The organism is Bradyrhizobium sp. IC4060 (assembly GCF_020193715.1).
In the GTDB taxonomy this organism is placed as follows: domain Bacteria; phylum Pseudomonadota; class Alphaproteobacteria; order Rhizobiales; family Xanthobacteraceae; genus Bradyrhizobium; species Bradyrhizobium yuanmingense.
In genome coordinates this window covers 1-13,282 of sequence record NZ_JADYVJ010000034.1, presented here as the reverse complement: position 1 = coordinate 13,282, position 13,282 = coordinate 1, and the positions used below count along the sequence as shown (strand labels likewise).

10 protein-coding genes and 2 pseudogenes are annotated in these 13,282 nt (G+C 58.7%); 4 read left to right on the top strand and 8 right to left on the bottom strand.

The window, feature by feature from the left end; genetic code table 11:
* Positions 1-160: 160 nt before the first annotated feature.
* On the bottom strand, positions 161-565 hold the full coding sequence (locus I6F16_RS36965) for an ABC transporter substrate binding protein (RefSeq protein ID WP_225174708.1): 405 nt from the start codon (positions 563-565) through the stop codon (positions 161-163).
* Positions 566-567: 2 nt separating this feature from the next.
* Positions 568-999 (bottom strand): ABC transporter substrate binding protein, encoded by a 432-nt coding sequence (locus I6F16_RS36960; protein WP_225174707.1) that lies wholly within the window; start codon positions 997-999, stop codon positions 568-570.
* Between the two features lie 466 nt (positions 1,000-1,465).
* Between I6F16_RS36960 and I6F16_RS36955 the strand changes: the two genes are divergently transcribed.
* From I6F16_RS36955 to I6F16_RS36945, 3 genes are all read left to right on the top strand, one after another.
* Positions 1,466-1,714, top strand: a complete 249-nt coding sequence (locus I6F16_RS36955) for a hypothetical protein (protein WP_225174706.1) — start codon at positions 1,466-1,468, stop codon at positions 1,712-1,714.
* Between the two features lie 202 nt (positions 1,715-1,916).
* The gene (locus I6F16_RS36950; RefSeq protein WP_225174705.1) at positions 1,917-2,531 is read left to right on the top strand and encodes a hypothetical protein; all 615 of its coding nucleotides are present in this window, start codon (positions 1,917-1,919) and stop codon (positions 2,529-2,531) included.
* 408 nt (positions 2,532-2,939) lie between these two features.
* Positions 2,940-3,119, top strand: a complete 180-nt coding sequence (locus tag I6F16_RS36945) for a hypothetical protein (protein WP_225174704.1) — start codon at positions 2,940-2,942, stop codon at positions 3,117-3,119.
* Between the two features lie 833 nt (positions 3,120-3,952).
* Here the strand turns inward: I6F16_RS36945 and I6F16_RS36940 are convergent.
* The 6 genes and pseudogenes from I6F16_RS36940 to I6F16_RS36910 all read right to left on the bottom strand — a co-directional run bounded on the left by I6F16_RS36940 (position 3,953) and on the right by I6F16_RS36910 (position 10,501).
* A complete protein-coding gene (locus tag I6F16_RS36940) occupies positions 3,953-5,140 on the bottom strand; it encodes a PHB depolymerase family esterase (RefSeq protein WP_225174709.1) in 1,188 nt (395 codons plus the stop codon).
* Positions 5,141-5,145: 5 nt separating this feature from the next.
* A complete protein-coding gene (locus I6F16_RS36935; RefSeq protein WP_225125419.1) occupies positions 5,146-5,565 on the bottom strand; it encodes a CopG family transcriptional regulator in 420 nt (139 codons plus the stop codon).
* 271 nt (positions 5,566-5,836) lie between these two features.
* A pseudogene (locus I6F16_RS36930) lies at positions 5,837-6,025 on the bottom strand (phosphatase PAP2 family protein); the annotation flags it as partial.
* A 1,799-nt stretch (positions 6,026-7,824) separates the two neighbouring features.
* Positions 7,825-8,023, bottom strand: a pseudogene (locus I6F16_RS36920) (hypothetical protein).
* A 199-nt stretch (positions 8,024-8,222) separates the two neighbouring features.
* Positions 8,223-9,281, bottom strand: a complete 1,059-nt coding sequence (locus tag I6F16_RS36915) for an acyltransferase (RefSeq protein ID WP_225174702.1) — start codon at positions 9,279-9,281, stop codon at positions 8,223-8,225.
* Positions 9,278-10,501 (bottom strand): acyltransferase, encoded by a 1,224-nt coding sequence (locus tag I6F16_RS36910; protein ID WP_225174701.1) that lies wholly within the window; start codon positions 10,499-10,501, stop codon positions 9,278-9,280. The genes I6F16_RS36915 and I6F16_RS36910 overlap by 4 nt, the downstream gene beginning before the upstream one ends.
* Positions 10,502-11,459: 958 nt before the next feature.
* Here I6F16_RS36910 and I6F16_RS36905 point away from each other — a divergent pair.
* Positions 11,460-12,836 carry an O-antigen ligase family protein gene (locus tag I6F16_RS36905; RefSeq protein WP_225174700.1) on the top strand — a complete coding sequence of 459 codons (1,377 nt, stop codon included), beginning with the start codon at positions 11,460-11,462 and terminating at the stop codon, positions 12,834-12,836.
* Positions 12,837-13,282: the final 446 nt, after the last annotated feature.

Genomic DNA, 13,282 nt, shown 5'->3' with positions numbered 1-13,282 from the left:
AAGCGAACCTCCCAGCAATCGGCGATCTGGAGCGTGTTCACGCGCTTAGTTCGGGCGCTCCAGATGTCCGCTCATCGTTCAACAGCGGCACAAACAGCAGACATGATCGAAGGTCGCCTATGGGCCACTTCCGGACTCATGCATCGCAGCAAACTGCGTGTCATTCGATCACCTCGTCAGCACGGCCGAGCAGCGAGGGCGGCACAGTGAGGCCGAGCGCCTTGGCAGTCTTCATGTTGATTACTAGCTCGAGTTTGGTTGGCTGCTCTACCGGCAGATCGGCAGGCATGTTGCCTTTGAGGATCTTATCGAGATAGCTGCCTGCACGACGCCAGATGTCGGCTAAATCAGGACTGTAGACGACCAATCCGCCCTTGGCGAATTGCCGGAAGAGATGAATCGCGGGCAGTTGGTGTTGGGCCGCAAGTGCGATAACTCGCGGAGACTCGAAAACAGTCAAATAATCGCCAAGGACAATGATCGCAGCGGCGCGCTGGGCGGAGGCCGAGGCAAAGGCGGTGTCGAGTTCTTCGGCCTTGGTTGCCTCAACAATCGGCAGAGCCAAGCCTAGCTCGCGCTGTGCGGGGTATCTCCTCGGCTAATGCCAAGCGGTGCATGGGGTTGTCCGGATTGACTAGGATCGCAACCTTCGAGGCGCCAGGGACCAGTTCGCGGAGGGCTTCGGACGAGGCCGAGCCCCACGGGGTCAAACACAGCCACGAATACAACCGGAATGGTAACAGTTGCCGATTTCAGGGCTAGTGCTGCTGCGGGCCCGGAGGCAATTAGCAGATCCGGAGTTAGAGCGATCAACCCGGCGGCTAAAGCTGGCAGTCGATCCCGGGCATAACGATATTCGATAAGCAGGTTCTTGCCCTCGATCCAGCCCTTCTCGCGCAAGCCGCTGAGCCACGCGGCGTGAACTGGGTCGCGAGCCGGCTCATCCGCCCAAGCGCCGAGGAAACCAATTCGCCGAGGCGTCCCTGCGCCTCCGAACACCTTGGCGAAACGAGTATTGCCGCGGTGCCCGCTATGAACTCCCGCCGCTTCATTCGATCCTCATCAAGCTCGAGGACGATGAGGCGAGAGTATCCTGTTTTCGATGGTTATACCCATTGCGTGTGCAATGCTGCGTGGCAAATGCGTGGGTGGCGCAGGACGGCTAAGGGCCAACAGCGGAAATCGCGCTCATTCGATCAGCTCGTTGCGCAGATAAGTCCTTGGCTCAGATTTCATTTCGGCAGCCCGGGGCAATGTGCCAGCACGCCGGTTGTTGGCCCTGCATGGTTGGAAGTTCCCACTGATTTCTACAGGCTTTTTCGGACTTGTTCTGTTCTCGTAGGACCAAATACCTTGACCTGCCGCACGGGGGTCACGGTGTTAGGAGAACGAATGACGGCCAGTTCCCGCTAAGCTCCGGTTCCATGGTATTGTGCGACCTCATAGGCGTGCTGGAGGGCGAGACATGGCCATCTACTTGCATTTGCAAACCGACACTATGGCGCCGAAGCAGATTGCCTGTATTACAAAGGCTTACGAGCAAACGTTGCGCACCCTTTGTGTGAAGGATCGCGACGATCCGCTCACGGAATTGGTGGCGAAGACAATCATCAAAATCGCTCGAAGCGGGATCAAAGACCCCGCAAAGATATCAGCGCAAGCAACGTTCCTGGCTCAGCTAAGGCTGCGCCCTTCTCTCCGATCCGCAAGCTAACGCCAGAACAGCGCAAGCAGCAGGATGACAGGGAGGGGAATACCGAACAGCCACAATAGGGCACCTCTACCAAGTGTCATGGTATCCGGCCTTCTTCTACCTTGTGCGAACCAAAACGCGAATGCCTCCGGAGTTCCTGTCCCAGGAACGGAAAATTCGAGGGAGCGTTGGAACACGAAACAAAGTTCGTGGAGGACTCGCTATGGGCACACGTACAATAGCCAACCCGTTCTTTGGTTGGACCTGGTCGGCCGTACTGGCCGGAGTATTTACGTCATTGGTCGTCCAGATCTTGCTGACCATGCTGGGCCTGGGCGTCGGTCTGCTCGCCATCGACATTCCCACGGCCGCGTCGGCGCCTGCTGGCGCCAGCTGGGCCGCTTTCGTGTGGTGGGCAGTGTCGGGAATCATCGCCGCGTTTCTTGGCGGTGCGGTTGCCGCAGCCAATTCGCCGGACCAGACCGGGCTCGGCCGCGTCGGCCACGCACTTGCCGCTTGGGCGGTCGCGACCGTCGTCGTGGTTGGTGCGGCAGCGATGATGCCGGCGTCCGCGACCAACATCGCCAGCAACCTGGTCGGTCCGTCATATACAGCCAGCGCCCGCGTCGCCTATTGGTCCAACGACACGGGACGGGACACTGTCGGTGCAACGGGCCGACCTGCGACGCCGGCCCAGATCGATGCAGCTCGCAAACACTTCGCGTATGTGATGTTTGCAAGTTTCTGTTCGCTTCTCCTGGGCGCAGGAGCCGCCTATGCCGCCGGCATGGCGACAACAGCCCAGGCGGTGAAGGAAACAGCACGACCGGTGACGTGACCACAAGTCTATCCGAAAGGCGCGGGCGTGAAGGTTGCTCACCTTGGTCGCGGCGAAAGCCTGCCCTCCGCGCGTCGGGCTCTAGCGTGACGGCCTGCCTCGCTTCGCGACATCAGTGTTGGAGCCGGCTTGTCCAGCCGTAGCTCGCGCGCAAGGGCTGGTGGGCGCTCACGGATTCGAACGACGCGGGCGAACTGCTAGGGACTGTCCTTGATTCAATCAAAGAGGCGCTCAGTCGGACCATGGTCGAGGCCGTGAAGCAGAGCGAGGTAAGAGAGCCAAGACCGTCCCGGCTCGCAGAGGCGCGGCGGGTCATTGAGGATTTCGCCGCCGATCTCTCAGGCGTCCCTCGCGAGCAACTATCAACGACCGGCTGGGTTACAGCACCAAACAACCCCTGAGGTCGCCATGAACAAAGATCCCCCACTGACACCGGACGATTTCCCAATCGAAGTGCACAGGGAAAAGCTCAAGAACCAAAAAGGCGAGCCGGTCGCCTCTGCCGAGACGGAACAGCTTGCGGGGGACGTCGCTGAGCGGCTCAACGAGCAAGCCTATCAGGAAGAGCAAGATCGTTGGTCGGCTTAGAAAGCTCGTGTGGCCGAGCCTTTGACTACGACAAGTGATGCAGACGGTGCAGAAGTACATCAACATCGCCGCTATAATCGCGCTCGCTGGTTGGTGTGGCCTCTGTTTCAAGATGGGCTGGTACTGATGGAACGGCTTTCGCCGCTGTAGACCACATCGGTCCCCAGCCTGGAGGTTTTTCAGGATCGAAAAACGAGCTGGGGCCGAGGCTCTGCCGCTGTCTGATCGGCAAACGCTTGGTTCATCCCAAAAAATTGAGTAGTGGGCTTCGGGGCTTTCGCAACGTGCGAGGCGCGCCGTGACCCCTTTCCCGGTCTGCGGCGTCGAATTTGCGAACCGCATTTCTCGACGCGCGCTCACTCGTCCAACCGCAGTCACCGTCAGCATTTTGGTTAATCGTCCCTGAAGGCCATCCGAGGATTGGATCGTGAAGTCGTGAACCGCTGTTAGAAAGGCCCGTGGTAAGTTGAAGTTATGCTCAGCCCTGAACCACCGGTACGAGACGTACCGAAGTCGCTCACCGACGATCAAATTGCTTCAGCACCGCTCATCGTCAATGGCCTGACCGTCCGACCGCGCAAGCAAGTGAACCCGTGGCTCTGCGCACTTTGTCTGCTGCCAGAGTTCGTGGCGCTCCCCGTTCTTGCCGGTCTCGGCATGCAGCGGCTGCTGCGATACCTAGTCACCCAGCGGAAGAAGGCTAGCTAGGCGTGACTTCCGCAACGGGTCAAAAGCGCCGGTTTGAACGGCGCCGTGTCACTTCCGGTGTGCCCCGATCAAAAGACCATATCTGAGCCAAACCGAACTTCGCCATCGGGCCCATGAGCGGACGGCTACCCTGATCGCTGCGCGAGCGAATGCCCGAGGAAAAAACGCATCATTTCCCTCGTTGCGTCCGGTCCTTTCGGATCAGTGTAGGAGCCAGCAGGGCTGCCTCCGGACCATGAGTGTCCTGCGCCGTGGATATTCCAGTGCTCCAATATTCCGCGCCCGCTCGCGTCGCTGAGGATCGTGCAGGTGTAGGCATGGCCTCCAGGTACCTGGCCGCGGTCAATTTTCTTTTGCAGCCGCATGGCTCGTACAGACTGCTCAAGAATTTGATCACCGTTGTTGGGATGAACGATTGTGTCGTGATCGCCGTGAAAAACAATGGTCGGGACAGGTGGCCCGTCACCAACAACAGCCCAGCGATTGGATCCCCCGCCTTGTCGCATGGCGACCAACGCAGAAGGAAGGTCAGTGGCGGCGCCGCAAGCAAGTCCAGAATGTACGCCAATTGCTGCGTATAGATCTTTATAGGTGTTACCCATGACAGCAGCAGCGGCAGCTCCGGCCGATAGTCCACCGACATAGACACGATCCTTATCAATCGGAAAATCGCGCATGACCTGACGAGTGATCCCCGCAATGATCGAGGGTTCACCCCTGCCCCGCTGCTGGTCGGCTGCGCGAAACCAGTTCCAGCATTTAGCGCGGTTTGCCTCGCTGCGCTGCGCCGGATAGACCACAAAGCAGGATTTTTGCTCAGCGATGAAGTTCATCCTCGTACCAGCGGCGAAATCGTCGGGGGATTGGGTGCAGCCGTGCAGCATCACGATCAAGGGCAGGGGTTGGTCCTTATGGCGGCTCGGGATGAAGAGCTTGTAGGCACGGCTTCCCGCCGGATTGCTGTAGCTGCCTCCGATGAATCGTGTGCCGTCAGGCACGATATCTGCCGGCGAAGGCGGCTTGCGCGCAGTTGCACTCCGCAATAGAAACCCACCGCGCTGCGTTGCGCGGTCAAGCAACTCGCCGAGCATGTGGGCTTGCGCCGGCGTCACGTCCGGCCCGTTGTTCTCCTCGATAACATTGGCCTGCCCGTCGATGATTGTCGGCTCTTCAAGGGTGGGCTGGGCATTGCGCGAATTCGGGCCTGGCGCACCTCCGCCGCGCAGCATGCGTTGCAGCAGTGCGGTAGCCTCGACGAGCCGACCAGCACGCGTCAGGCGCGTGGCTTCTCCAATCAAGTCCTGTCTCAGCATCGTGTTCACCGCGTTCTATCGGCGAGGGCGGCCTTGACCGCCGGACTGGCCTGCAAAGCGCCCAGGACGTAGACCGACGCAATCGCGGCGCGAGCAAGCTCGGGCGTGACATCTTGAGCGATGCTAGCAAGGCCCAAGACGTTGATGTGGAGCATTTCGCGGGCTTGCCGCGCCGCTTCGAGATCTTCGCGGCTGAAGTGCCTCAAACCCAGATCCAAACTTTTTCGGGTGGCGGACTTCTTCAGGATGTCGGCATGCCGCTCCAACTGGTTGCGGATTGCCGTGCGGATGAAATCGGTGCGGTTCGAATAGAAACCCTCCTGCACCATCAGGTCGACCTGACCAAGATCGACATAGCCAAGATTGATGGTGATTTTTTCGCTGTCCGAAGGCTTCGGCCGGAGTTCGCGAACGTTGTCTGCCATGGAAACAACCATCCATTCACCATCCACATAGATGGGTTTACGGAGCGAGAGAAGAGCTGTCAAGGTCTTAGGGCAAGTCCTAAGGAAGTCGGCCCGTTTGGCGCCTTTCACATGCATCGGGGCACGATGTTTCCGGCCTTCAAAATTAGCGACGCCTATGGAAGGTCCGTTGGCGGCCTACTGGAGATTGCTGGTTACGGGCTGCATGAAGCGCGCGCAGGCAGCAGGCATCACCGTCACATCACCGCTGACCTCAGGAGCGAAGGTCGCCGGCTCCCATATGCATCGCGTGGCCCGAAGGGAACGCGCCTTCCCGTTTTCCGGAGAATGGAACGCCATGGAGGTGGCCAATCACCGTCCTGCGGTTGGGCCGGGTCTGGTCGAACAGCCGCTTCATGGCATGGGGCAGCAGCGAGGCAGCGACCGTGACGAGCAGAGCATGATTGCCGGCGCGCTGTAGGGTCTCTTTGCGTCCACGACCTCTACGTTGGGCCGACGTGGTCGACTCCGGACGTCTGATCCTCCCGCGGGCAGCCGCACGCATGTCCCCACTTTGATGGAGATCACCTGGTGTTCGGCAGAAGAACGACCCCAGGCCTGGATCAATGACGCAGGGCTGGGGCCGCTCGGGCTATGGACTGGATAGCCGTGCGCCTAAGCGCATGTTCCTCAATGTGACGGGGCGGCAAGGGTTGCGGAAGCGGCAACGAAAATTGATGAAGGTCCAAAGTATGTTAGGAATGTCCGGCTGGTGGGTTAGCTTAGGTTAATCTTGGAAAGCTAACCTTTGATTCCGCACTCGACCCGCCCCCCTCGATTCCGCACGTGCCGACACTGCGATCGATTGAGCCAAGTGCAAAGCTCCCTCGACACTACCCCGTTTACGTTCGGTGAGCTGCGCCCGATGGGCTTGCGCGAGGTCTTGGTTTACTGCCATTGCGGCCATCACGTCGCTCTGAGGGGAGATCGCTGGCCTGATGAGATGCGCCTGTCTGATATCGAGCCACGCTTCGTCTGCGCCGGCTGCGGCATTCGAGGGGCTGAGGTCAGGCCCGATTTCGAGAGCGGCAAGCCACCGCAATTCATTAGTTAAGACGCGCCTACAGAGCCATGGAAATGACAGCCGCCAACCCTAGGACGGCTAACCCCCACGCCAGCGCATGTAATGTCCAATGCTGCATGGTTGCTTCGCTGGAAGCAGGCTGCAACCGGATCACGTGCGCTACTTGCGATCGATCGGCCCTCGAGACGACAGGTGCATGGGTCGGTGCCGACCGGTGCCACGCCTCTGCAACGTCGAAGATTGGCCTTACATGCGACCTCGACAAGTCTCGCGATACCTACGGCAATTTCCTTCGCCTCGTTCGCCCAACTCGTTCTTATAGAGGCAGGCTTGTCTCAGTTCGCCGCAGACATCCCTCCGAACTGGTCGTTGGCAAGTCTCCCGGTATCTGCGGCAATTTCCTTCGCCCCGCTCCCCTAAGATGTCCTTGTTTTCGCAGGCACGCCGCAATTCCTCGCATTGCCGCCCCCCTCGACCGTCGTACACTCGGACGCCTCCCGGTCCAAACTCAATGGATTGGGAAAAGGCGGAGATCGGCATTACGAAAAGAGCAGTTGCTGCTGCGGCGCCGAGCGCATACTTGCGCGTAGCCGAAATAAGAAACTTCCTCATAGCGTCTCCTCCATCGTGCGTAGATTACGCGGCGGCGTGGAGTCGGATCCACGGCTGGCAACTACGTTTATGTGTTCACTAACCTTCAGTTCCTGGATGGAGACCTTAAAAGGTTGATCTGAACCCCAGCCGAACAGCCAGTTCAAAGACTGTTTATTTCGAGCTTACAGATCTTCGCGATCATAACCGCGCTGTTCCTGAAGGACGACTTCCGGCTCGGATCAAAAACTGTCGAAGCGTTGTGCGGCAGGACAGCTCTGGGCGATAGGAAGACATCCCGATAAATAGGGTCGCCTAGGACGCATTCTCATTCCGAGGAAAGTTTGTAAACGTCACCTGGCTTGAGGTTGACTTCTTCAAAGATTCTCTGCTGTTTTTCAGAAAGAAGAGTAGGTAGAACTTGCGCTGTCCAACCTAGCTGCGAGGACCAGCGTGACGCCTGGTTTGGCTTAGCAAGGGCAAGCCATATCTCCGTCGCTGACCCTGAAACCGAGGTCACCTCGACGATAGTAAACTCATAACCGAACGACTCTGCCGTGAAGGGTCAACGCGCACTCAGGGCGACAGTTGCTGGCTGAAACGCCTCACTCGGGCGGCTTTAGTCCAGGCGATTGTAGCCACTCGCTTGTGCGACCCTGTCTCGCATTGGCGAGCCTTCCGAATGACCTGCTCGCGTAGACGCCCGGGCGGAATAAGCGTAGCTTGTTCGCGCAAACGCTTTGCCTCTTCGGCAAGCCGCTCTTCCAGGGATTGAGTCTGTTTGAAACGATGCCGCGTCAACATGGCGACTCCCGTGTTCGAGAGGGCGGGAGCGCTATGGCGTTCTCATCACAGATAGTAGCCAGGGTCCGGGCTGTGAAAACGGCGGCGTCGGGCGGTGAAAAAAGTTCAAATCGCTTATGGCGGTTTTTTGAACGCTGCTATGCGCCCCTTCTCCGCCATTCAGTAGGCAACTGAGCTGACTGATGCGGAATGCCCATTGTTAATGGTCGCGCATTCGGAAGTAGAACCGCTCGGCGAGCACGAACGAGGCCCAACCTAACGCCGCCGCGCCGGCAAAACCGAGGACGCCCAGATACACGACATTGAACATATCCCCAAGCGGGGGACTCGCAAGCCGCCACCACAGCGCAAACACCGCGGCCAGCGCCACCGAATGCAGCAGGTAGAACGAATAGGATATCCGTCCGAGCGCAACCAGTGGCGACCATGACAGAGAGCGGGCGAGCCAGCCCTCGCCGGCGCTAGCCTTGCACAGCATCAAGATGCCCACCCCGGCGAACAGCCAGACGAACTGTGAGGTGGTCAGATATCCCGCCGTCATTAGTCCGGTCGGGATGCAATAAAGCAGCACCACGATCCCGTCCGGGAACGTCGCCGCGATGCCGCGAACGCTGGCCTGCGACAACAGGCCGACCGCCGCGCCAGCAAACAGGAACACGAAAAATTCGAAGTACATGCCGGCAAGTCCTGGCACGTAGGCCATCACCACACCGGCGAGAACGGTTGTCGCGAGCGCCGGTACACGGAGCGCACGCCCGCTCGCCAGCAAAAGCGGTAGGCTGAGATAGAAGGCCATTTCATAGAACAGGGACCATGTGACGTTGTTGAACACGACGCCGGTTACGCCCAGCGCTGGAACGCCGTTGAGGAAGAGGAGATTGAAGGCGAGATCGCCCCAGCTCGGAAACGGAATGTGAAGAAACGGCCCAGTCAACACGCACACCGCCATTGTCAGCAGGAAGGCGGGATAAATCCGCACCAGACGGTTTCGCACGAACTGCGGATAGGCGAAGTCGCTGCGGTTCGCGATCTTGGCAATCAGGAATCCGCTCAACACGAAGAAAATGTAGACGCCGTGGTGCGAATGAAATAGCCAGTACATCGCCTTATCGAACGGCTCGCTCCAGCCCGCAAGCGGCACGACATTGGGATTGGCGCCGCGGAACGTCGCCATGTAGGTCCCACAATAGTGCACAAGGAAGGTCAGGAGCACCGCGACGCCGCGAAGCCCGTCCAGGCTACGATTACGTCCAATCATGCGCGAGCTGCGATATCGCGGTTGGCGGCTCGAGCCGAAATTGGCCGAACGGGAAGCTCCGTTCCGGTGATCGACGGTTCGGCCGGCTTGCCGGGTTGTCGCCGTCGACGGCGATGAGTCCCGACCGCCGTCGCAAGCCGCTTGCCGAGCCGTCGAAGCGGCGTCTCAATGCACCGGAAGCTGATATCAGCCGAGACGCCGAGCAGGATGGTGGCGGCCAAGAGGAACGGTATCGTCTCGGAGGGCCCGGCGGGAGAGCCTGGAAAAGCTCCGCGATATAGCGCAGCCACCAGCCAGAAGACCGTGTTGTGGAGCAGGTAGATAGCGAACGAGCGTTCGCCGACCCAGACCAGCGCGCGACGCACGGAGCTCGGCCCCATCAGATATCCGTCGCTGTAGGACGCGAGAAACACGAGGACCAGCGCCAAACCGCTGACGACCGTCGGGAAAAACTTGATATGCATCGCCGGGATAATGCAGAGGGCTAGCAGCAGGCAAGATAGCGTCGCCGTGCGCATCACGGGGCTGCGAAGCGCCGTCGGCCTGAGTCGTTCGTAAAGCCAATGTTGCCGGCATAGTGCGAGCAGAACACCGAGCGCAATCGCGTCGAGCCGCGTCATCCACACTAGCGTCGTTCTCGGAAGCAGGGCAAACACCACGACCAGGCCGACTAGGCCGAGCATTACCAGGCGCCGCGGCAACAAAAATAAAAATGGAAAAACCAGGTAGAACTGCTCTTCCAGCGACAGGCTCCAATAGATCCCGAAGAATGAACCACAGTAGGGATTGGTGGAATCAATGCAGGCTGCGACATGGATGTTCTGAAGGTTGAGAACTATCGCAGCCAAATCGCCGGTCATGCCCCGCAGGACGATATCGCTCCAGTCGTTGAGGTGCAGCATCAGCAGCGCTGTGACCAGAAACACGATCCACGAGAGCGGCCAGATCCGGAAGATGCGCCTGATCCAGAACGGGACCGCAGCTCGCCAATAGCTGCGCGGTTTGGCGGCGATCGCGGCACTCATCTCGCTGGCAAAAGCCGCGGTGATCACGAAACCGGAGATGCAGAAGAACAGATCGACGCCACCGTAAAAGTCGAAATATTGCTCGAAATTGCCCTGCCGCCATGACAGCAGCGTGTTGATATGCTCAAGAATGACGAAGAGCACCGCGAATGCTCGCAGCGCTTCGATCTCAAGATTGCGGCAACCGGCCTTCATGCAACCCGGGGTAGCGCTACCGGATACACTCGTCAAGGATGTCGCACGAGAATGACTCGCTTTTTATCTCAGCTGTCGCCGCCGGGACGCTGATGCTGTCGTTGCATTGCGACGACGCCCTGGGTGCTGGGCAGCCCGCCAACCCGTCACTCCTGTGTGGATAAGGCGTTCGATGACGCGAGCTGCCGCAAGGCTGTTGCGCGACGATCCTATCGCCGGCAGCACTAGGATCGCCGCAACCTTGGATCGCCAATCATCTTTTCCGCGCCAAACGCGACACAGCGCACAAATACTGCATGTCGGACACAAAAAAAGCTCGATCCAGACGCCATCGCGAGTCTAGCCTCACCGCTCCGATAGATGGGCGCCTGCGTTGTCGGTGGAGCACATTTAAAGAATGAAGATGGGCAACTCGTAATGCAGGACATCAAGCCAAAATGGGGGGCTGAGTCCCCGCTTGCGATGGCTGCTTTGCAGGATGCACATGCGCAACGAGACCGCTGCCGTAGCACGCGTCATGCGCCGGATTTCTGTTGTTGCGCCGCGCATTCCATTGCACCGATGTGCTTCCCCTTCCGGGGTGATCCCATGAGTTTTGAGGGCCGCCTCGGATGAGTGCAGTACTTGGTGATTCTGCATCCTGTCCCTTCATTCTTCTCCTTGCCCCAAGCTGGCCGCAAAAGTCGCAACATTGTTCAGCTTCCGTTGTACGGCTTCTCCACCTTGCGCATTGAACGCCCCATACTCAATCTTCGAAGACATAGAGGCTGACGTAGATCGATAATTAGCTTGGGCTTATCCCCTAGTTTGGTTTAAGTGCCGTTTGATACTATCAGTTGCCGGTTACACTTTTCATTTTTGATATGCAGTGAACTGCCGGCATAGACTTCGCCGGCTGCAGGTCATCAGCGACCAAACAGCGGGGGGACGCCGCTCAGCTCCCATCTAGGACCAGAACTTGCTTCTTCCGATGCTCACGTTGCTAGCTCTCAAGCTCGACACCGCCACATCCCGGTTTGCGACTGAAGCGTGCCTCGCGTGTACCACCTGGAGCGGTCCTGAGCTGGCCCGCGCGGAAGCTCTACGAAGTCGCAACGTTGACGTCGCGGTGCTGGGCCTTGCGGCGGCATTGCCTTGGTCGACCACGGCAACCAGCATACTTGGGACCGCCATTCTCTTTCTCATTTGGCCGATGATCGGGAGGGAGCGGTTGCTTACAGCCGTAAGTCAGCCTGCCGGAGCCCTGCCGGTTGCGCTCGTAATGCTTGCCGTCATCGGAACCGCCTGGGCAACCGGGGTACCTTGGTCAGAGCGGCTCGGCGCTCTCGACAAGATGATCAAGCTGCTGCTGCTCCCGCTCCTGTTGCTGCACTTCCAGTACAGTAGACGGGCGACATGCATATTCGTCGCCTTTATCGGATCGAACGTCATTTTGCTGGGGTATTCCTTCCTAGCATACGCAGTGCCCTCGTTGGCCATTGTTGAAAAAGTTGGTTACGCGGGCGTTCCGGTGAGAAACTATATCGACCAAAGTCAGGGATTTGCGTTCGTTGCGATTGCCTTGGCAGGTCTCGCGTTCGAGGCCGCGTCTCGAAAAAACCGCTATTCAGCTGCGGCCCTCGGAGCGACCGCTAGCCTATTCTTCGCTAACCTAGCCTTCGTCAACGTCGCTCGGACTGCATTCTTTTACATCCCCATCATGTTGGTTCTGTTGATGGTGCGGTACGTAAATCGAAGGCAACTCGTTGCAGGACTGATCGTTGCGGCGATCATTTGCGGGGGGGTATGGCAGATATCTCCAAACCTCCATCGAAAAGTCTCTACGATTTTCGCGGAGTTGGCTGTGCAGCCGGATGCTCCAATAGGAGTGAACGAGCCTTCGGCAGCCATGAGACTTGAATTTTGGCGCAAGTCATTGCGTTTTTTTGAAATGGCGCCCTTAATCGGCCATGGGACCGGTTCGATCCGAGGTCTCTTCCAGCAAGATGCGATCGGCCAGGCAGGGGTATCGGCCGTTGTTGTCAGAAATCCTCATAATCAGACGCTTGCCGCTGCCGTCCAGTGGGGCAGCATCGGAATCATAATTCTTTGGACAATGTGGATAGCCCATCTACGGCTCTTCCGCATCAGCGGCCCGGCCGCTTGGATCGGCTTGCTGGCGACAGCGCAAAATATCGCAAGCTCGGTCTTCAACTCTCATCTGATGGATACGTACGAGGGCTGGCTCTACGTTCTGGCGGTTGGAGTAGCAGGCGGAGAAGTGTTACGTATTCAAACCAGCAATCCGGTTCTTCGCAAAACCGCGGAACGATCGCAGGCAACTCAGGCGCAGTGAGTTGCGAGTTCTTGGCTTATGTGCGTCGATCCGGATTTGCCGACCGCATCTCGCGCAGCGCACATCCAACAAGGCGTCGCGGCTAAGATTGGGCTGTCGCGAGTCATGATTTCAGAAATTTCAGATTTAGGTTGCCCACGTTCACGAGATGTTGGCGCCATCCAGCAATTTCAGTAGCGGGCCCGACCGAACGACAGCAGCGTGTCTTCTGCTGGCGCCGATCGCGAGCGGATTCTTACTTGGCTAGAATTCGTATGCCAGCGCGATGACGGGGCTCGCGACTCTCTAAGCCGAGTGAGGCGCGGATATTTTTCTAACGAGTCGTCCGTGAAGAAGGCGGGAGAGCGCTGATTTAAGCGATCTTTTGGGCAGGGACAGTTTCGGTGAACGCCCGGATAATGGCACGCAAGAGTTCTGCGAGCCACCGCAGGAGCAGGCCGAAGTTG